Source organism: Enterococcus sp. DIV0970a, assembly GCF_051711265.1.
GTDB classification, from domain to species: domain Bacteria; phylum Bacillota; class Bacilli; order Lactobacillales; family Enterococcaceae; genus Enterococcus_D; species Enterococcus_D casseliflavus.
Genome location: NZ_JBIOMF010000001.1, coordinates 824,967 through 845,237, shown reverse-complemented (window position 1 = coordinate 845,237; position 20,271 = coordinate 824,967). Strand labels below are relative to the sequence as shown.

The 20,271-nt window shown below is 45.3% G+C and carries 15 protein-coding genes; 3 read left to right on the top strand and 12 right to left on the bottom strand.

Going from position 1 to position 20,271, the window contains the following annotated elements; translation table 11 throughout:
• Positions 1 to 64: 64 nt before the first annotated feature.
• The 9 genes from IGK14_RS03940 to fdrA all read right to left on the bottom strand — a co-directional run bounded on the left by IGK14_RS03940 (position 65) and on the right by fdrA (position 11,807).
• On the bottom strand, positions 65 to 1,708 hold the full coding sequence (locus IGK14_RS03940; protein ID WP_010747688.1) for a peptide ABC transporter substrate-binding protein: 1,644 nt from the start codon (positions 1,706 to 1,708) through the stop codon (positions 65 to 67).
• Positions 1,709 to 1,736: 28 nt separating this feature from the next.
• On the bottom strand, positions 1,737 to 2,447 hold the full coding sequence (locus IGK14_RS03935) for a gamma-glutamyl-gamma-aminobutyrate hydrolase family protein (protein ID WP_010747687.1): 711 nt from the start codon (positions 2,445 to 2,447) through the stop codon (positions 1,737 to 1,739).
• A 293-nt stretch (positions 2,448 to 2,740) separates the two neighbouring features.
• Complete coding sequence (gene ssb / locus IGK14_RS03930) at positions 2,741 to 3,223, bottom strand: single-stranded DNA-binding protein (protein WP_034695396.1); 483 nt, start codon at positions 3,221 to 3,223, stop codon at positions 2,741 to 2,743.
• Positions 3,224 to 3,451: 228 nt separating this feature from the next.
• Entirely contained in the window at positions 3,452 to 4,513 is a 1,062-nt protein-coding gene (gene allD / locus IGK14_RS03925; RefSeq protein ID WP_010747684.1) for an ureidoglycolate dehydrogenase, read from the bottom strand.
• Positions 4,514 to 4,561: 48 nt separating this feature from the next.
• Complete coding sequence (locus tag IGK14_RS03920) at positions 4,562 to 5,779, bottom strand: dicarboxylate/amino acid:cation symporter (RefSeq protein WP_010747683.1); 1,218 nt, start codon at positions 5,777 to 5,779, stop codon at positions 4,562 to 4,564.
• A 13-nt stretch (positions 5,780 to 5,792) separates the two neighbouring features.
• Positions 5,793 to 6,725: a carbamate kinase gene (arcC, locus tag IGK14_RS03915; RefSeq protein WP_008379201.1), complete on the bottom strand. Its 933-nt coding sequence runs from the start codon at positions 6,723 to 6,725 to the stop codon at positions 5,793 to 5,795.
• The gene (locus IGK14_RS03910; protein ID WP_005225376.1) at positions 6,722 to 7,972 is read right to left on the bottom strand and encodes an MFS transporter; all 1,251 of its coding nucleotides are present in this window, start codon (positions 7,970 to 7,972) and stop codon (positions 6,722 to 6,724) included. The genes arcC and IGK14_RS03910 overlap by 4 nt, the downstream gene beginning before the upstream one ends.
• Positions 7,973 to 7,987: 15 nt before the next feature.
• Entirely contained in the window at positions 7,988 to 8,830 is an 843-nt protein-coding gene (locus IGK14_RS03905; protein WP_438711627.1) for a DUF2877 domain-containing protein, read from the bottom strand.
• Positions 8,799 to 11,807, bottom strand: coding sequence for a DUF1116 domain-containing protein (gene fdrA, locus IGK14_RS03900; RefSeq protein WP_142437535.1), 3,009 nt, complete (start codon positions 11,805 to 11,807; stop codon positions 8,799 to 8,801). The genes IGK14_RS03905 and fdrA overlap by 32 nt, the downstream gene beginning before the upstream one ends.
• A 116-nt stretch (positions 11,808 to 11,923) precedes the next feature.
• Between fdrA and IGK14_RS03895 the strand changes: the two genes are divergently transcribed.
• The 3 genes from IGK14_RS03895 (at position 11,924) to IGK14_RS03885 (ending at position 15,644) form a co-directional block, all read left to right on the top strand.
• A complete protein-coding gene (locus IGK14_RS03895) occupies positions 11,924 to 13,501 on the top strand; it encodes a PucR family transcriptional regulator (protein ID WP_005225373.1) in 1,578 nt (525 codons plus the stop codon).
• On the top strand, positions 13,498 to 14,295 hold the full coding sequence (locus IGK14_RS03890; protein ID WP_121262033.1) for an alpha/beta hydrolase: 798 nt from the start codon (positions 13,498 to 13,500) through the stop codon (positions 14,293 to 14,295). Before IGK14_RS03895 ends, IGK14_RS03890 begins: the two co-directional genes overlap by 4 nt.
• Before the next feature lie 203 nt (positions 14,296 to 14,498).
• Entirely contained in the window at positions 14,499 to 15,644 is a 1,146-nt protein-coding gene (locus tag IGK14_RS03885) for a cation:proton antiporter (protein WP_060791741.1), read from the top strand.
• A 156-nt stretch (positions 15,645 to 15,800) separates the two neighbouring features.
• Here IGK14_RS03885 and abc-f read toward each other — a convergent pair whose 3' ends face one another.
• The 3 genes from abc-f to IGK14_RS03870 form a co-directional block, all read right to left on the bottom strand.
• On the bottom strand, positions 15,801 to 17,270 hold the full coding sequence (abc-f, locus tag IGK14_RS03880; protein ID WP_121262035.1) for a ribosomal protection-like ABC-F family protein: 1,470 nt from the start codon (positions 17,268 to 17,270) through the stop codon (positions 15,801 to 15,803).
• Between the two features lie 359 nt (positions 17,271 to 17,629).
• The gene (locus IGK14_RS03875; protein WP_121262037.1) at positions 17,630 to 18,898 is read right to left on the bottom strand and encodes a dicarboxylate/amino acid:cation symporter; all 1,269 of its coding nucleotides are present in this window, start codon (positions 18,896 to 18,898) and stop codon (positions 17,630 to 17,632) included.
• An 18-nt stretch (positions 18,899 to 18,916) separates the two neighbouring features.
• Positions 18,917 to 20,167, bottom strand: coding sequence for an MFS transporter (locus IGK14_RS03870; RefSeq protein ID WP_005225368.1), 1,251 nt, complete (start codon positions 20,165 to 20,167; stop codon positions 18,917 to 18,919).
• Positions 20,168 to 20,271: the final 104 nt, after the last annotated feature.

Genomic DNA, 20,271 nt, shown 5'->3' with positions numbered 1-20,271 from the left:
AACAAGCGTTGTTTGGTCAGCACACTTGGTTGAAAAAAAGTTCCTCTGTTTTCTTACTTCCTGTTTATTCTGAGACAGATGCTAGGCGATAGGATACTGTTCGTCCAAAAGGAAACACTTGCACTCCTTGCAAACGATCTGTTTTCAAATACGCTACCGCTCCTTGATATAACGGCAAGACGGCTGTATCTTCAACGATCAATTGTTTCTCGAGTTCTTTCAATAAGTCCCAACGGGCAACTGGATCGTTTGCTAAAGTCGTCCGTGCTTCTTGTAACCCTTGGTCATACCTTTCACTAGCATACCCAGAGGTATTCAAGCCACCTGTCGAATCATAAAATTCTAAGAAGTTGATCGGGTCCGCGTAATCTGGTGTCCAAGTCCCGAAGACGAGATCAAATTCACCTTGGGATTGCAAGTCCAAGCGGTTTTGTAAAGGAATCGACTTGGCATCGATGGTTAATCCAGGCAAATTGGTTTCTAACTGTCCTTGGACAAATTCGATGGTTTTCTTGGCTGCTGCTGTATCTGCTGACAACAGTTCCAAAGTGATCTCGTCTTGTCCCAACTCTTCTTTGGCTTGTGCCCAAAGCGCTTGTGCGGCTGTTAGATCATACGGCAGTAAATCGCCATTTTCTTCACGAAAATCTTGGTCTGTTTCAGGATCTTTGGCAAAGTTGCTTGGCACAAAGCCGTTTAATGCAGTGGACCCATCACCTAAGATATTTTCAGCAAATGCCTCTTTGTCAATAGCTTGTAAAATCGCCTGACGTACCTTGACATTGCCTGTGACTTCTCGTTTTTGGTTGGCACTTAAATACCCCACCAGCGCCTTTGGCACATAGTTGGCTTGAGCTGAGTTTTGGTATTGCTGTGCGTACGTATCCGTTAAGGTGGTGTAGTCCAGTTCTCCTGTTTCAAAAAGGCTGACACCAGTTGCCGTTTCCTTCACTACTTGCACGTCGATCTTGGTCAATTGGACATTCTCAGCATCCCAATAATCAGGATTTTTCGTTAACGTCCATGATTCATTGGTTCCGTTCCACCCTTCGATCAAGAATGGGCCGTTGCCAACAAAATTTTCCGCTGATAACCCATAATCGGCACCTTTTTCTTCAGCAAACGCTTGGTTTTTTGGCATAAAAGGTGTCCCGACCAGAATCTGATCCAAATACGAGATTGGACTTGCCAATGTCAGCTCTAACGTCTGCTGGTCCAATGCTTTGGCACCTAACTCACTGACCTCAGCATCTCCTTGACGTACTTGACTGCCATTTTTCAACACATCCATTTGATTGCTGCTGCTAGAACCGTTCTCTGGATTGGCAACATATTGAAAGGCGTAGACAAAATCATCCGCTGTAACAGGATCGCCATTGCTCCATGTTGCATCACGAATGGTGAAGGTATAAACCAGTCCATCTTCTGATACCGTAGGCTCTTCAGCGGCCATCGCAAGCTCAGGATCCCCCTCTTGATCCAGACGGTATAACCCTTCTGCCACTTGTCCGATCATATCGGAACTGTTGACATCCGTGTATTGCCCGCTATCAAGGGTCGATAAGGCGCCCGCGGTTGACACTTGAATCTCTTGCGCAACAGCGCCTTGCTCCTCTTGCTGTCCAGAATCCGTCGTGGGACTCGTGGTACTGCAGGCACTTAAAACCAATACTGTGAAAGCAGTGATACCAATCATTTTCTTTTTCATTTTTCTCCTCCTTGCGTGACCCTCTTTCTTACAACACATCAACGACATACTTGAAAACCGCTTGTTCTTGTAAAAGCGCATCATAGGCAAAGTCTGGATGCCATTGAACCGCCAACAAGCGCTGATCCACGTGTTCAATGCCTTCAATGATGCCATCAGGACTCCAAGCTGTCTTTTGCAATGGACGAGCCAATCGATCCACCGCTTGATGATGAAAGGAATTGACCTTTGTTTTTTGACCGTATACACGAGCCAACATGCTTTTTTCAGCCGTCGCGATGGCATGGGTCGGCACTTCTTTCGGAATCGGCGCCTGCATATGAATGATCTCACTGAAGGTACTGATGTCTTGCTGCAGCGTGCCCCCAAAGGCCACGTTGACCAGCTGCATCCCCCGACAAACCGCAAAAATTGGTTTCTTTTGCAGCAGCGCTTCATCGATCAGCGCCAGTTCAAACTCATCCCGTGCCAAAAAGCCGCTTCCAGTTGCCTGATGGGCCTCCTGCCCATAAAACTTGGGTGAAACATCTTGTCCACCAGCTAACACCAGTTTATCGATCTGTGAAACATAGTCCTTGGCTATAGCTGGTTCACTGATTGGCAAGAGCAATGGCAGTCCGCCCGCTTGCTGGATCGCTCGCACATACCCTAATGGTGTGTAGGCGATCGGCAAATGATGCAGCACATCGCCAGCATCTTGCACTTCATTCGCAGCGATCCCTATAATTGGTTTGCCCATCGACATCCCTCCCTGATTAACGAATTTTTCAGAAAAAAGCGGCATCTAGCAGTTGAACAAGGCAAGCGCCACTTTTTCCCTCAAGATATGTTTCAACTATTCTAAACCAATCGGCACTTTTTGTGAAACACTATTTTCACTTTCGCGATCATTTATTACAATCACCATTCTATTCAACCGCCTCTTTGATTCGCAATAAAGAACACCGCTAGTCAGATATAGTTGAATTTTGCCAATGCTTTCTCTACGTAAAAAAACATGCGAGAAGCCGTGGCTTTCCGCATGTTTCGTCATTAAAATAATCGATTGTCTTTTAAAAACTCCAGCATCTGTGTTTTTAGGGGATCTTTTTCATTGCGGATCGACTTTGTTTGCGTCGTTTCATCAAGTGTCGATGGTCGCTTTTTAGGAAAAGGCGTCGCTGGTTCTTCTGCTAACTCTAAAATTTGAAAGGTATCCACCACCACTTCTGCCGCACAAAATCTTTGCCCTTCTGCTGTTTCATACGGACAGCCTTGCAAGTGTCCGTTGATTTTGATACTTGCTCCTTTTTGAGTATACCGTAAAAAGGTCTCTGCCTGTTTCCCATGAACGACACAAGCAAACCATTCATGATGCACTTCTTCACTGTTTTGCCATTGAGATACAATGACAAGATCAAAACGTACGCCCTGATCGTCCGCCGCATCAAACGCTTCTTTACTAGGCATCGCTGCGATTTTCCCAGTAAGAACCACTTTATTCATTGCCACGCTGCATCCTCGCTTTTCTCTCATTTCTTGAGTGATCTAAACTTATGCGACCTATTCTACCATATTCCAAAAAACAAGCAATCAAAGGGCGAATGGCTTAAGAAATGCTTTGAAAAAAATGAACCAACTCAAAGAATTCGTCTGCTCCTGTCAAAAAGCTGCGATTTTTTGACGGAAAAATTCTCTTTGCTCCACACAGCAAAAAAACAGTTGGTTCAATACCCCTATGAACCAACCGTCTTCTGCAAATCTTTATTTAGCAAAGGAATCTTGACTACCATAGCGATCAAAATGGAGGGTTTCGCTTTCGAGATAATCGATGATCGCTTTGGGGATCAGGACCCCTTCTTGCTGAGCTTTTTCAAAGTGTATTTGGCTGATCTCTCCAGGATAGTAGACTTGTGATTGCCCTTTTACTGGCGAGATTGCATGCAGCTCAGTCACCATCTGATCGACGCTTTGCTTGAAGGTTTCGGTGTCCGTAAAACGAGACGGATCGATCACAAGAAGAAATTGTCCTAAGCGACGTTTTTCCGTCAAATCCGCATACATGGAGGTGACCTGTTTACCAAAAGCCAAGCCCAACATCGAGCCAGCTAAAATATCCACCATCATCATCAAGCCATATCCTTTGGCACCAGCGATTGGCAATAATCCTTGGACTGCATAGGGGTCGGTGGTAGGCAAGCCTTGCTCGTCTACGGCCCAAGTATCGGGGATCTGCTGCTTCTTCGAGCGAGCGTCCAAAATTTTGCCCCACGCTTGAACCGTTGTCGCCATATCAAAAACCACCGGCGGATGATTGGCTCGTGGTGCTGCAAACGCGATTGGATTGGTGCCAAAATAGTTTTCGGTCCCACCAAAAGGCACCGCCATCGGATCCGATTGACACATGGCGATCGCCACTAAGTCGGCTTCAGCAGCCTGTTTGACGTAATACGCCATCGTCCCGCTATGGCTGGTCTGCTCGATTCCTACTGCAGCGATCCCTGCTTCTTTCGCCAGATGAATGGCGATCGCAATCGCTTCGTTGCACACATAATGCCCCATGCCGTTATCTCCGTGAAAAATTCCAGTAGCGGCGCCTGTTTTTTCAAAAGACATGTTTGGTTCTAGCGTGATGCCGCCTTTTACTAAGCGCTCGGCATAGTAGTCCATCCGCACGGCACCATGAGAATGGATCCCGCACGCATCCGCAAAGGTCAAATGCGCCGCTGTTTCACTGGCAGCGGCTTCTGGCAAACCAGCAGCCAAGAGTTTCTTTTTCATCAATGCTTCTAATTCCAGCAGAGATCGTCTGCTCATTTCTTCCATCTTTTCTCCTCCTTAGAAAAAGAGAAGCACGCTTGGCAACGGCTTCTCTTATTGATTAAACACGCGATGATCGAGTTCATCAGCAGACTTAGCGATCAAAAGCGCTGAATAGACGTCTGAGTTCACGTTCAAGATCGTCCGCAGCATACCAACAAACCATTCGACACCAGCAAATAGCGCAATGCTTTCGATTGGTAAACCGAGCTGGGGAACAATGATTGCCAAGGAAACTAACCCCGCTCCGGGAACAACTGCATTGGCTAAAGAAACGAAAGTCGCAGTTACAGCTACCGTCACCATTTGGATCCCGTCAAAGTTGATTTGATACATTTGGGCGATCGTCATGACTGTAATCGCCATATGCATCGCTGACCCATTGCTGTTCAAAGACATCCCTAACGGCAATACCAAATTGGTGATGCGGCTACTGAGTCCTAATTTATTCTGGGATTCTTCCATAGCGATCGGCAGCGTGATGGCAGAGGAGGTTGTCGCCAATGCCATGACCGACATATTTTTCATATTTTTGATCAATCGTAACGGATTGATCCGACAATACACGGTCAACAAGACTAGCCACAGCCCAAGGAACGTGACGGTGGCTAGACCGTAGACGAGCAAATAGCTGCCTAATGGCAAAATGATCTGCAAGCCCAGGGAGCTGATCGTTGAAGCGATCAAAGCAAAAATACCGATTGGTGCCACGATCATCACGTAACGAATGATGGCAATGACGACCTCATTCAGATCCACGATCAGCCCATAAAGAGCTGACTCAGGTTTCTTTTGCACAAAGCGATTGAGGGCAACACCAAAAAATAACCCAAAAACGATGATTTGAATAATTGACCCTTTACTCAACGCATCGAAAATATTCGTGGGAATAAAGTTGATCACTGTCTCTGATATAGAAATTTCTTGTGCTTGCAGAGGTTCGCCGGCAGCTTGTGAAAAGTCGATCCCTTTGCCTGGAGCAAAGAAGAGCGCCATCAGCACGCCCCATGCAGCAGCGAATAAGGAGGAAATCCCAAAGACAGCGATCGTTTTTCCACCCAAACGAGTGAGTTCTTTCGGGGCAATCCCCCCAACTGCTTGAATGATTTGGCCAACGATCAATAATGGGATCGCCATTTGCATCAGACGCAAGAAAAGATCGCCCAAAATTTTTAGGAACGAAGCGGCTTGCCCAAAGAACAAACCGCAAAGAATCCCTAGAAGAACGGCAATAACGATCTGCGTCACCATCGGTAGTTTTTTTGCTTTCACTTTGATCCCCTCTTTATTTTCGAAGTATGGTTCCTGTATGCTGATCCAGTTCAGCTAACTTTTCGATTGAGGTAATAATCGCGGTTCTGGCTGCATCTTCTTCGACAAAATCAATCGCAGCTTCTATTTTTGGCAACATACTACCCGCTGCAAAATGGCCTTCCTCGATGTAGCCCTTGGCTTGTGCCACACTGATTTCCCCTAAGGCTTGCTGATTCGGCTGGTTGTAATTGATGTAGATATTGTCGACACCAGTCAAAATGATCAGGCGATCGGCCTGCACGTCTTTTGCTAAGACACTAGCGGTAAAGTCCTTGTCGTTGACGGCTTCCACGCCAGTAAACCCATTGTCGTTGCGAACGACAGGTACGCCACCACCACCGGCGCAAATCGTGATCACACCAGCATCGACCAATGTTTTGATGGCTTCTTTTTCAACGATTTCTTGCGGTTTCGGGGATGGAACCACTTTCCGGTAACCACGCCCAGCATCTTCTTGATATACCCCGCCATTGGCTGCCATCGCAGCATTGGCTTCCTCTTCACTATAAAAAGGTCCGACTGGTTTGGAAGGTTTCTCAAAGGATGGATCTGCTGGATCGACACGAACTTGGGTGACTAATGAGATCACCGAAGGATGTGCTTGACGTGTGGCAAACTCATTGATCAAGGCATTTTGCAGCCAATAACCGATACTTCCTTGGGTCATCGCCACGCAGCTGTCTAATTTCAATTGGGGATTTTTTTCACTTTCCCCTGCTTTTTGCTGCAACAGTAAGTTGCCGACTTGTGGTCCATTGCCGTGACAAACAATGACTTTTTCCCCTTTTTCGACAAAATCGGCAATATAACGTGCTGCTTGCGCAACAACTGCTTTTTGTCCTTCATCACTAGGGTCTTTATCTAAAATAGCATTGCCGCCTAACGCGATCACATTCAAACTCATTTTATGCTCTCCTTCTGATTTTCCTTTGCTAATACGGCAAAAACACCTAATCCGATCAGCAGTAATAGACAAGACAGGTAAAACCCGACCTGCATCGATCCTAAAGAATCGGCTAAAAAGCCAGTAACATAAGGTGCTAAGATCGACCCCGACATCCCGATAAAATTATAGGCACTCAAGGTCGTTCCTAAGGCGCCTTTTGGTGCGTTTTTCGTCACAAAGGTCACGACGATTGGATCAAGCGCCAGCTTGCCAGTCAATCCATACAAAATCAAAACAGTGATCAATAAGGTACGATCCGTTACAAAGGCAATGGCAAATACGGAAAGGGTCGCCAATGGGACCAATAAATAGACTAATTTTTTCGTTGCGCCTGTTTTATCATTCAATCGAGCAAAAATCAACGCACCTGGAATTGATGCCCATGGGACTAAGGAAGCAATAAAGCCGACACTCGCCCCTTCAAAGCCACGCTCGGCAATCAAGAATTGCGGCAGCCAAGTAATGATCACAAAGTTTGCATAAATGCTGGTAAAGCATAGAACAAAGGCTGCCACGAGATTGCGGTTTGAAAAAATCTGCTTCAAGGAAATCTTTTCTTTCGGCCCTTCTTCTTTTATTTCTTGTCCTTCATCTTCTGGACGAATCACTTTTTCTTTCAAAACAAAATAGAACAAGACACCGACGATCAAGGTCGGAATTGCCATTAGGAAGAAGGGTTGGCTCCAATGGCCCCCGTTATCCAAGACTAATTTACTAGAAAGCAAGTACCCACCAGACGTTCCAAACGCCATCCCACTGTTGATAATGGCATTTCCGACGGTTCGTTTGTTGTCGGGAATCGCTTCGGTAGACAATGCGTATTGCGGACCGTAATAGGCACCTTGACCAATCCCTGCAATGGCACGAATCACTAAAAACAAAACAAAGCTTGTGGCTAGCCCACTGAAGTACGTAGTCACCGCCAATAAAACAAAGCCTAGAGCGATCACTAATTTGCGACCGATTTTGTCGCCGATGATCCCAAAAGGAATTTGCGCAACGGCATAAGTCAAAAAGAAAATACTATTGGCAAGTCCTAGTTGTGTGTTACTTAAATTGAATTCTTCACCGATCACACCCATGATTGGATTGAAGATCGTCCGTGTGGCGTACATTAAAATCCAGCCGACAAAGAAAATAGCAACGACTTTTTTCCAGTAAGAATTGCTTACTTTGACCGCATCTTTCTGGTTACTGATTTCCATGATTTCTCCCCTTTTCTATTCTTTTTCCTCAAGTGACAATGACTCCAACGCTAACAACAACCCAAAGCTAAGATCTTTGCCTGACGAATGACCGATGGACATCAGCTGCTGCACGTCGTTTTCCAGCACCTGTGGGTTTTTGCTTTTTACGTCTTGGAATAATTGCAGCATTACCGAATTGACATACCCTTGACTGGCACTTTGAATATATGCAAGGCTGACATCCGTCGTAGACAGCGGTTTTGCCAATGCTTGCGCTAACGTTTCGGCTTCTGGCTGCTGCAAGGCATAGAGCATCGCTTGATAGGCAACGAGAAGATCATCGCCGCTAGGTGTCAATCCTTTGCCGCGACCAATCAGGTGGTCAATGATTGGTTCCCAATCTGAGACAGACTGCCGCAATTCCGCAAACACTGCTTGGGTTTTCTCATCTTCTGGCAACCCAATCTTGGTTTCTAGTTCTTGTTGAAGCAGTATTTCTTTCAAAAGCTGCAATTCCGCAGAGGTGAAGGATAACTCCTTCACCTGCAGCGAAACCAATTCTTTCTCCTCTAATGAAAGAGAAAATGTTCCTTTTGTGCTGTAAAAGGTCAGACCATGCTCTCGGACTTGCACGCGATTGCCGACTTCGATCAAAGGTAGGACTTGTTCAAACAATGCATCGGGTAAAAAGACGCCGAAGCCAGTTAAATAGTTGCGATAGTTGTTGATATTGACCAGCTGCTGCCCGATCATCACATTGAATGAACGATCAAACACGCTATGCACCCGACCGGTACGACCGAATCGTTGCAGTGGGTCTAGATAATCACTGATTTTGATTTTCTCAGTCAACTTCGATCCCCAGATCCTTCGCATAAGCCGTCAAGGCATTTTCAAAACAGCCTAACGGTGCACGCACCGTGCCTGCGCCGACTTGACCGACACCTGCTTCTTTATGGGCAATCCCAGTATTAATGATTGGGGTGATGCCTGTTTCAACGACTTTACGGATGTCGATCCCCAAACAAGTCCCTTGGAAGTCCCATGTTGGGATCGAGAAGGTCGGATTATGACCGAAACAGATTTTTGCCATTTCGTTGGAAGTTTCCAGCGCATCTTCAAAGCCACCAGCGCCGACAAAGCGTGTTACCCCTGGTGCGGCTACCATCGCCATTGCTCCGACACCGACGGTTTCAGTAATGGCACTGTCCCCAATATCAGGATTGCCATCTGCTTCGGTAAACCCAGTAAAGTACAAACCTTTCGGCGTATTGACTGGTGCAGTATGCCATTGGTCTTCTGTTTGGGCGACACGAACCCCAAAGTTAACACCGTTTCTCGTCATGGTGGTCACGATCGTTCCTTTGGCATCGACACGGGCACCGTCAACGATGGCTTTCCCGGTTGCCATCATGATATTCAAGAAGAACTGATCGGTATCTGCTAAGAACTTGATCACTTCATATTTTTGCTTTTCATCGATCTCTGTTTGGATGATCAACGGCGCGATCTCTTTCAAAAAGTTCAATGATGCTGCAATATTTCGTTGATGGAATTCATCCCCCATTGTGATCGACCGGGCAATCAATACATTCAAGTTGATGCCTTCTTCTGTTAATTGTAATGCCTTGGCAATGGTTGGTCCTAAGACGTCTTTGATCCAATCCAAACGATCGATGACTTCTTGTGAATAGGCACCAAATCGTAAGACTTTACCGATCCCTTCGTTCAAAATACAGTAGGCTTTGTTGCCGACAAGGCGGTTTTCAACCACAAAGACAGGCATATTCCCAGAAGTGATTCCCCCCATTGGTCCAACTGCCTGGACATGGTGACATGGCATAAAGCGGACTTCCCCACTTTCGAGTAAGCGTCGGGCTTCGTCTTCATCCTTCGCCCAGCGTTCAAACAAGGCAGCGCCGATACAAGACCCTTGCATCGGTCCCGTCATTTCCGACCATTGGATCGGCGGTCCTGCATGCAGCAAGGTTTTCTGGCTTTCGTTTAATTCAGCAATCACTGATTTAGCTGGAACGACATCAATCAAGAATGGTTGGGCATTTTTGATTTTATCCGTCACTGCTTGGTTTTCAGCTGTGATTTTTTCGTCAAATTCTTCTAACGCGTCTAAAATACGGATCATTTTCTTGTTGCCGTTGGCACGAGGACGCCAGTTAAATTGTTCTGTTTTCCCGCCATATTGCAGGATCGATTCATTGAAGCTTTGCAAGCCAACATTGATGATCCGTGGTTTGGTGGTCAACAGCTCCATCACTTTCTCGCTAACTGTCGGCACCTCAACTTTGCTACCAGTATAATCATTGACCGCTTTGTCTGCTTCAGAAAGAGTCGCCCCTTTTAAGGCGAGGGCTAATTGCACTGCTTGAGCATTGCTTGGTGCCACATAGACGCCAGTTGCTTTCAAACGGTTGACTGCTTCTTGATAGTTTTGCGGATCTTTTTCAGTTCCGCAGACGGTAGCAACAAAGTATAGCGCGCGATCAGCTGCTTGGGCTGTTTGCTGTGCAGCTTCGATGGCTGGTAACAGTGCACCTACCATATCTGCATGTGCGCCGTAACCTAACACCACATCAAATAAAATGACCCCGGTTTGCTCATCTTGCGCATAGTCTTCGATTTTTTTGATGCGCACTTCAGGATCGATCATTGGGTGCGGTTTGCCTTGGGTATAGATATCATCACCAAGGTCGATCACATCATAGCCGTGGGAATGCAAGATATAGCCTTCTTGTTTTACAAGGCCTTCTAGATTCAAGGCTTCGGAGATCAGCATTCCTGCTTCGGCAGCTAATGTACCGCCAGAATAAAGACCTTTGACCACTTTGTCTTCAGCGAGTTTGGGCACATCTGGGGTTGCCACGCGTTCAAAATAGTTCGCTTTGACGGGTTCTTCATTGGCAAGATCAACAGCGATGCGCGCTGTTTCTTCCAGAGTATGTGCCAAATAGACTTTTCCTTCATGGGCTTCTGGTTTTTCTCCTAAGAAAATCGCTACCACTGGTTTGCTGATACTTTGCAGCAATTGAACGACTTCATCCCGCACTTCTTTTGCAGGTGGTTTCGAGATCACGCAAATCACATCTGTCGGTTCATGATTTTCTAAAGCAACGATGGCATCTTTGACAGTGATCGCCCCAACTTTTTCGCTTAAGTCACGTCCGCCGGTCCCGATGGCATGAACGACACCACCGCCTAATCGGTCAATGATCGTCGTCACTTCTTGAATCCCCGTACCAGAGGCACCAACGACGCCGATATTTCCTGGTGCCACGACATTCGTGAAGGCAATCGGAATGCTGGAAATAATACCGGTCCCACAGTCAGGCCCCATCATCAATAAACCTTTTTCATGAGCCAGCTTTTTCAAACGAACTTCATCTTCGATAGCAACATTGTCCGTAAACGAGAAAACATGCAAGTCATTTTTCAAGGCTTTTTCCATCTCGGCTGCGCCATATTCCCCAGGAATACTAAATAATGCAACATTGGCATCCGGCATTGCGCTCAAGGCTTCTTGCCATGAAGCCGCCGCTGGCGTTTCTTTGCCTTGATCTTTTGCTGAAAGATCAGCTAAAAATGAATCGATCGCTGGCATTACTTGATCCATGATCTGTTCGTTTTGGCTATCGACTACGATCATCATATCGTTGGGTGAAGCCCCTTCAGCCTCTTCAGAAAGCAAGCCAGTGTTATTTAATATGTCTTTGTTTGCATCCGTCCCCATCATGATTTGACTCATTTCGACATCGCCTAGATCATTGATCGTATTCGTCAGCAGCATTAAGTTAATGGAATCTTGGTAGTTATTCTTTAAGATTACTGTGTGCAGCATTTGTTCTCCTCCTTTTCTTATACTCTCATTCTAACGAGCCTTGTTTGCGTTTTCATTGGATAAAGTTCTAAAAAAATGCTATACTTTTTATCCAAAAGAGAAAAAAGGAGCATTTTATGAAATTAAAAGAATTGGTTGAACTGCCGCTTTTTGAAAAAAGTAAAGTACTGACTGGCTCCATTGGTTTAACAAATTCCGTTGGTTCCGTCATGGTGCTGGAAGCGATGGACATTGAGAAGTGGAGCAAAGCCCATCAATTGATTTTGACTTCTTTTTATGCCTTCAAAGACCAATCCCCTGAGGAACTGCGTGTTTTTTTTGAAAAAATGCAGCAAATCGGTGTCAGCGGTTTAGTGATCAAAGTGGATCGCTTGATCCCTATGATCCCAGATTGGGTGATTGAGCTTAGCTTTGCTTATCAGATCCCTTTGATCAAAGTGCAGCAAGAAGTCAGCTATGAAGCCATCATGCTAGCGGTTTACGAACCATTGCTGAATCACCAAACCCAGCTGCTGCGTACCTATTACGAAGTTCGCCAGCGCTTCATGAAAGTTGAGCGCAACCACTCTTCTTTCGATCAGATCATGCAGGAGTTCTATCAATTGATCGAAAAGCCTTGTTCGTTGCGCATCCCCCATTTAGATGTGCATGTGTCCGTCGGTCAATCCTTTAAGAATTTCGTGGTGACCAAACAAGAACCCATGAAAACCATCGAGTTTACCAAGAACCACTACGAATATTTGGAATTATTTTCTCATGAGAACAATCAATATGTGACTGCCATAAAAGTAGAGATCATCAATCCTTACAATGATCTGTGTACCTTGATCGTTTATCAGAAAGATTCGCAGATCCCTGAGGCAAAAGTCATGATCATTGAAAATGTGATCGACGTCATTTATGAACGCCTCCAAATGGAGTATTTGTTGAAGAAAGAACGCTACAATCGCATGAACAATCTTGCCGATGCAATCTTACAAAACACTCCTAGTAATTTGGCTGAGCTGGATCTTTTGTTAGAAGAAGCGCAACTGGATCGCTACGATTTCTACCAAGGCATTGCCTTTGCTTCCAACAGCTTCAAAGATAAGGAGCGTAAGTCCGTCGTTTTGCACAAGCTACGGGCGTTGAAAACACCCCACGTCTTTTTTGAACACCACAATTATTTGGTGATCCTCTATAATTTCCAATCGATCGCCCATCAGGTGACGAAACAGATGCTGCAGACACATTTTGATGATGCCCTGTTAGCCGATGAACATGGCTGCTTGGTGGTCAGCGAAGTCTTGCGCAAGGAACAGATCAAAGAGATCCTGCCAGAGTGTTTGGATGCGATCCGCTTCAATCGGCAGTTTTATTTGGCGCCGATCATTGCCTATAGCGACTTAGGTATCTTTAGTTCCTTTATCAAGGAGAACCAACTGGAAAAGCTGCAGCAAAGCATTCCCCCGAAGCTGTATCAACTCTCGGAAGAAAATGAAGAGCTGTTCAAAACGCTGTATACCTTTTTTATCACGAATCGCAATTACAAAAATACGGCTGAAACCTTGTTTCTTCATGCCAAAACGATTCGTTATCGGCTAAGCAAAATCGAACAGCTACTAGAGATCGATCTGACAAGTCCGATCCAATTAGTCAATTACGAGATCGGCACCTATTTATTAGAGCTTCAGAAAAGGAGTCAAGCAAAATGAAAAAAGAATGGCAATTGACCACCGGTGCTTCGGTGTCCCTTTATCCTGCTTCGGAGAAATACGTGATTTACTTTCACGGCGGCGGTTTTGTTTATGGGACCCGTCAAGACATTCCCGCATCACTGATCGCACTATTTCAAGAGCAGCAATACAGCGTCCTCACAGTCGATTATTTACTGGCGCCCAATTCCTCGTTAGCGGAGATTTTGGCGCTGAACTGGCAAAATTTTCAAGAATTGCAAGCAACTGTGCTTAAAGATAACCCGTTTTGTTTGTGCGGACGCTCAGCTGGCGGTTATTTGATGCTGGCGCTGACCCAGCAATTACTGAAGGAACAACAGAGATTGCCTGAAAAACTGGTCAATTTTTATGGGTATACCGATCTTTCTTTTATTGAAAACAAACGAGTCTTGCAGCAGCCGCTCTTAAGCAAAGAGCAAGTCCCTTCTTTGGATCAAACCGAGATCGTTTGGGATGATCCGCAGTTTCAGCGCTATTTGCCTTATGTTTATTGGGTTCAACAGCAAGAACTCACCACGATCTATGGTCTAACAGCTGAAGCTCTTTCTGACTATGCCATTGATCCTGAGCTGCTTGCTCAATTTCCTCCAATTTTCAGCAGTGCCAGCAGTACCGATGAGGAAGTTCCTTTTCGTTACAGCAAAGGCTTGAAGAAAGTGCCTAAAAGCAAATTTGTCCCTGTCTATGATTTGCCCCACGACTTTTTGAAAAACGTCGAGGAGCCGCAAGTCCAAATGGTGTTTCAGCAGCTCGCCCGTTGGCTCAAACAATAATTTGATACAAGTAAAGTGAAAATAATGTTTTTTTATTTCGACGAGTACACAGAAAAACTCTGATTGCCTTCGCTTCCTCCTTATCTCAAAAAACGTGCGGTTTAATGAAACTCTTTTAATAAAAAAGGCTTGATACAGGCTCAATTCAAGAGAGAATGCTATACTAAAGGGGAGTATGTTATAGGAAAGAAGGATGAGGTTTTATGCATTTTGTCGGGATTTTGTGTTTGATCCTAATCACGACGACCCTCTTCTCGCATCTGGCGAGGCGGATGGGCGTTCCTGCTGTTATCGGGCAGTTGTTAGCAGGGGTTTTATTAGGAGGCGCAGGACTCAATTGGGTCCATCCAGATATTCTGGTTCATGATTTTTCAGAGATTGGTGTTATTTTGCTGATGTTTTTAGCGGGACTGGAAAGTGATATTTCTTTATTGAAACGCTATTTTCGTCCTGGGATGCTCGTTGCCCTTTTGGGGATCGTGTTCCCAATGCTCTTCGGGTATGCCACGGGGGTCGGTTTTCAAAGCAGTCCCACAGAAGCGTTCTTTTTCGGGATCGTATTAGCTGCCACCTCAGTCAGTATTTCTGTCGAAGTATTGAAAGAGTTGAATGTGGTGAATACGAAAGAAGGGTCGACGATTCTTGGTGCTTCCGTCGTGGATGATATTTTGGTCGTGTTGGTTTTGAGTCTTAGCCTTTCCTTTTTAGGCGGCGAAAGCAGCCAAGCAACACCACTGCCGGTCACCTTATTGGTAGAATTGATTTATTTTGTGTTGATTTTTCTATTAGTGAAATGGATCGCTCCGTTCTTATTGGCACTTGCAGAAAAGCTATTTGCAAATTCCGCGGTGATCATCATGTCACTGATCATCTGCTTAGGAATGGCGTATCTTGCTGACCTCGTTGGGTTAAGCTCTGTCATTGGTGCCTTCTTCGCAGGGATCGCTGTCAGTCAAACGAAGGTTCGTGAGGAAGTGGAACACAGTGTCGAAGCATTAGGTTACGCCGTCTTCATTCCGGTGTTCTTTGTCAGCGTTGGCTTAGAAGTTGATTTTTCCCGCTTAAATGAGCAATTATTCTTTATTCTTGCCTTTACCGTGGTCGCGATCTTGACCAAACTGGTCGGCGGCTATGTCGGGGCGAAAATCGCGAAATTCTCGAACAACAGTGCTTGGATGGTGGGAGCTGGAATGATTTCCCGAGGTGAAATGGCATTGATCATTTTGCAGATTGGTCAACAAAACCAATTGATTTCGTCCGCATTGTATTCCCCTTTGGTGATCGTTGTCTTGTTGAGTACCTTGATCTCTCCCCTGATCTTAAAATACTTTACGAAAAAGATTTATTAAGCGATGTAGCAACAGCTAGGCGATACCGATGATTGCGAAAAAAACAGCACGGGTTTTGTAGTGACCGCTCAACGGCCGATTGTTGATCGAACGTTGGGCGGTCGCTTCCTTTCCCGCGCTGTTTTTCTTTATACAGGTATAAAAGCGACAATGCTGCTAGTTACTGGAAACCAATGTTAATTTTCCATGATCGATTTGATACACATCATCCGCGACGGCATCGATAAACGCTTGATCGTGAGATGTGAACAAAACCATGCCTCGATAGCTGCGAATCAATTGTTCCAAGACGGTGATTGTCGGCAGATCAATAAAGTTCGTCGGTTCATCAAGAATCAAAACATTGGCAGGTTGAGTAAAGATGCGTGCGAGCTCGACCCGTGTCGCTTCTCCGCCGCTTAGCACATTGACTGGCTTCATCACGTCAATCTGGCTAAATCCCAGATTGTGTAAAATACTGCGGACCAGTGGTTCCTGATAGTCTGTTTGAGCCATCAATTCCGTCAAAAGCGGTGTGGTGCTGTTTTTTCGATAGCCCATTTGCTCGTAGACCGCAAAGACGATTTTCGGTGATACATAGATTCCCTCTCCGCCTGCGATGATTTCTTTTAGTAAAGTCGACTTTCCCGAACCGTTCGGACCCACGATAGCGATTTTCTTCCCGGCAGCAAACTGGAAACTGCTGCTGTCTAGCAAACGTTTCGCCCCTCTTTGAATGGTTACTTGCTCCCCACGAATCGGTCGTTTATTATGCAGCTCCACTGCAGGGACTACTGGAAAACGAATCACCTGCTGCCGGGCGACGCCCTTCACTTCTTCCAACTGATCCAAGCGGCTTTCCATGGCTTTGACTGTTTTTTGCAATGACTTTTGCACCGTGTCTTTTTGTTTTGATGACGACAAACGGTCTGGTCGGATGTTCTGCTGTCGCTTTTTTTCAGAAATACGACTGCTCTTGATCGCTTGTTCTTTTTTCTTTTGGATTGCTTGGGTCAACTGCTGTTTTTGTTGCTGATACTGCGCAGCCTCCCAGGCAATACGCTGTGCCGCTTGCTCTTTTTGCTGTCGGTAACTGTCATAATTGCCAGCATACTCGGTGACTTTTCCTTGATCGACTTCCCAGATTTTCGTTGCCAGCTGATTCAATAGATACCGATCATGACTGACCACGATCAGGGTGCCATAATAATACTGCAATTCCTCAATCAAGACTTGAATTCCTTGCTGGTCCAAATGGGTCGTTGGCTCATCGAGCAATAGTCCTAACTGATAGGAAGATAACGTTTGTGCCAACCGGTATTTGGTCTCCTCCCCGCCGCTTAGTGTCGCCAATTCATTTGTTGGGATCGAAAAACGACCGAACAGCGCCCAGTCAAGGGCCTCCGTCTTTTCAGTCACCTCAGCGATTTGCGGAAAATAGTGAAACGAATTTTCTTTTTGAATCGTTCCTGAATCAGGATCGATGACTCCCGCAATCAATTTCAGCAAGGTAGACTTGCCTTGCCCGTTTGCTCCCACGATCCCGATACGATCCGTTTGATAGGTGCTCAGTTCTTCAATGTTCAGTACTTCTTTGGACCCATAATTTTTGATTAGATTGTTTATTTTTACACTTAATTGTTCCATCAGTCTGTCCTTCCCGTCTAGGAAAACGCAAGCACAAAAAAAGGGCATAGCCTACCGCTATACCCTGATTTTAATAAGAAATTGGAAAAAAGAGGACACTCATCCCTTGAAATCACGATTGCCTAGACTTTTGAAATAGATTTAAATTAGCTATTCAAAAGGTCAATCCACAATTTCATCGATGCTGTCATGTTTTTTCCTCCTCTTTTTGTCGTAGTTGTCTGTTGAATGACGAGCGGAAAATCAGCCGCTACTGGTTACCGTTTACGGTATTTCAGGAAGCTTCTTTCGTCTATCAACGAATCAATCGTAACACGTTTTCAAAAAAGAGTAAAGTTTCATCACAAGAATGATTGGTCTTATACGCCATCGGTGATTTTTTCTGCTAATTTGACCGAGGCTTTTTCACCATTGAAGACTGCATGATCCAGTTCTCCTTCATCATGAGCAACGATCAACGCCACCGTGACGTCAGGGTCAACATTCAAGATGGTCCGAAACATCCCAGAAAACCAATCGATCCCAGCCAGTAAGGCGATGCTTTCATTAGGCAGTCCTAACATAGGTAAAACCGTAGCCAGTGTGACTAATCCGCCGCCTGGAACGACGATCGTTCCCAAGCATGCCAACGAGGACAACAAGACCACTTGCAAAAGATCCCCCCAGCTCAATTGGATCTGGTACGCCTGAGCAACGGTTACGATTGCCAGGGCTAAAAATAAGGAGAGCCCATTGCTATTTAAGGTCATGCCCAGAGGCATCACGAGCTTATTGATTCGATCACTGATCCCAAATCGTTCTTTGCCATCTTCGATTTGAAACGGCAATGAAACAGCAGAAGAGGTAGTCGTAAAGGAAACCACCGAGAGGCGCCACATGTTCTTTATCAAACGAAACAAGGAAACTTTGCAATAGAGTGACGTCAAGAGAAACCAAAGAAACAAAAAGAGCAAAGATGCTGCTGCTAACGTCAATAAAAAACTGGCTAACATTCCCAACACACGAATACCGGTATCTTCTACTAAGGAAGCAACAAGGCCGAAAATCCCGATCGGCGCCAACTTCATGATCATGCTGACCATTTTTATCAAAATATTATTAAAACTGCTGATCATATCTAGAAACAGCTGATTCTTTTTTTCATGCTTGATCAAGCTCAAGGCAAGGCCAAAGAAGAGCGAAAAAATAATCACTTGGATCATATTCTGCTCCACCATGGCTTGAATAATGTTCAGTGGAACAAAGTTTAAGATGACTTCTTCCATGCTGCTGGTACTTAATGCGGTTTCTGTACTTTGCAGCAGCGACTGATCAAGGCCGGCGCCAGGCTTGAAGATCAAGGCGAACAAGAGACCGAAAATAGCGGCGACGAGGGTCGATCCAGTAAACCAGAGGAAGACTTTCCCGCCGATCCCACCTAATTCTTTTGGATCAAGTCCCCCCACCGCTTCAATCACCGAGCCCATGACCAGCACGACCACAGACATTTGAATCAGTCGCAAGAAGAAGTCCCCGACTAGCTGCATTTGATCACCTAACCCGGGAAAGGAAACGCCCCAAAAAATCCCCAATACCGTTGCAATCATGATTTGGTTGGTCAAACTGATTTTTAAGGATCGTTTTTTCATCTGTTTTGCCTCACTTTTCTACTTGGCTGTTTTCTTAGAGTTTACAGTCAAGAATAAGAATGTACCACCGATCAACAAAATAATTGCGATATAAAAGCCCATTACTTTTGACCCTGTTGCATCCGAGATCGATCCGGTCAATGTTGGTGCGATAACGGAAGACATCATGCCGAAAAAGTTGAAGACCCCTAATGTCGTACCAACCCCAACTTTGGGTGCATTTTCCCCTAGCCAAGAAATGATGATTGGTTCAACCGCTAATTTCCCAAGGAACCCGTACAAGATCAACGCGATCATTAAGAAGGTCGAATTTGTCGCTTGCACCGTTACTAATAACATCAACGCCGCCAACACTTCTAAAATAACGATAAAAGTTACTTTTTTGTGCATGTATTTGTCTGCCAAGCGGCTAAAGAACAATGCCCCAGGAATGGAAGCAAATGCTACCAATGAAGAAGAGAAGCCGATCGCGACTCCTTGGAAACCTCGTTCTGTTCCTAAGAAGTTTGGTAGCCAAGTAACCGTCATATAGTAGGCATAACACGTCGCAAAATATAACACATAAGTAAAGAGCATCCGCAGTGAGAACAAGGTCGAAAGGGAAACTTTTTCTTTCGGCTGATCCGTTGTTTCTTCTTCAGCTGCTGCTTGGCTCTCCAAGAAAGCCACGTCTTCTTTGTTGCTGCGGATCACCAATGCAAAAGCGATCGTCATACAAACGATCAAGAAAGCGGATAAATACATCATTGTTTGCCAAGGCATGTTCATCTGAATAACGATAAAGCTTGATAAGATCATCCCAAACCCTGAACCAACGGCAGAACCACTATTGACGATCGCTGTTGAGAAGCTCTTCTTTTCTTTCGGAATGTTCTGTGAGGTCAAAGAATACGCTGAGCCGTAAAATGACCCACAGCCGATCCCTGCTAAAAAGCTACCGGTATAGATCATGGAGATTGAAGAGGCTTGTGAAATCAGTAAAGCTGCCAGTGCAAATACCACGAATCCTGGAAGCAGAACTGTTTTCTTCCCAATCTTATCCACCAAAAAGCCGGCAGGAATCTGCATGATTACATAGCCGAAAAAGTAAAAGCTGGCAATCGATCCTAATGCTGTATCAGAAATATTGCCGCCAAGTGACTCATTGATTTGCGGATAGACTGGCGATAATGCAGCGCGATAAATCCAGATAGTGACCCAGCCTGAACACATTAAGATAATAATTTGTTTCCAGTAGGCAAGCCCACCACGTTCTTTATTGATTTCCATTTTTTTCCCTCCATCAGTTACACAAGTAAAGTTTGTGAAGCACGCCAACGAAAGCGCTTTAAGATAGTCTTAGTGTACGTTTTTTTGCCGACAATTGCATTTGT

What these genes read in the sequence shown, in the direction of transcription:
- IGK14_RS03905 (WP_438711627.1), bottom strand. Translation starts at nt 8,830, where the DNA reads ATGCGAAGGATCTGGGGATCGAAGTTGACTGAGAAAATCAAAATCAGT.
- fdrA (WP_142437535.1), bottom strand. Translation starts at nt 11,807, where the DNA reads ATGCTGCACACAGTAATCTTAAAGAATAACTACCAAGATTCCATTAAC.
- IGK14_RS03895 (WP_005225373.1), top strand. Translation starts at nt 11,924, where the DNA reads ATGAAATTAAAAGAATTGGTTGAACTGCCGCTTTTTGAAAAAAGTAAA.
- IGK14_RS03910 (WP_005225376.1), bottom strand. Translation starts at nt 7,972, where the DNA reads ATGGAAATCAGTAACCAGAAAGATGCGGTCAAAGTAAGCAATTCTTAC.
- allD (WP_010747684.1), bottom strand. Translation starts at nt 4,513, where the DNA reads ATGGAAGAAATGAGCAGACGATCTCTGCTGGAATTAGAAGCATTGATG.
- IGK14_RS03935 (WP_010747687.1), bottom strand. Translation starts at nt 2,447, where the DNA reads ATGGGCAAACCAATTATAGGGATCGCTGCGAATGAAGTGCAAGATGCT.
- IGK14_RS03890 (WP_121262033.1), top strand. Translation starts at nt 13,498, where the DNA reads ATGAAAAAAGAATGGCAATTGACCACCGGTGCTTCGGTGTCCCTTTAT.
- IGK14_RS03870 (WP_005225368.1), bottom strand. Translation starts at nt 20,167, where the DNA reads ATGGAAATCAATAAAGAACGTGGTGGGCTTGCCTACTGGAAACAAATT.
- abc-f (WP_121262035.1), bottom strand. Translation starts at nt 17,270, where the DNA reads ATGGAACAATTAAGTGTAAAAATAAACAATCTAATCAAAAATTATGGG.
- IGK14_RS03875 (WP_121262037.1), bottom strand. Translation starts at nt 18,898, where the DNA reads ATGAAAAAACGATCCTTAAAAATCAGTTTGACCAACCAAATCATGATT.
- IGK14_RS03885 (WP_060791741.1), top strand. Translation starts at nt 14,499, where the DNA reads ATGCATTTTGTCGGGATTTTGTGTTTGATCCTAATCACGACGACCCTC.
- IGK14_RS03940 (WP_010747688.1), bottom strand. Translation starts at nt 1,708, where the DNA reads ATGAAAAAGAAAATGATTGGTATCACTGCTTTCACAGTATTGGTTTTA.
- ssb (WP_034695396.1), bottom strand. Translation starts at nt 3,223, where the DNA reads ATGAGAGAAAAGCGAGGATGCAGCGTGGCAATGAATAAAGTGGTTCTT.
- arcC (WP_008379201.1), bottom strand. Translation starts at nt 6,725, where the DNA reads ATGAGTTTGAATGTGATCGCGTTAGGCGGCAATGCTATTTTAGATAAA.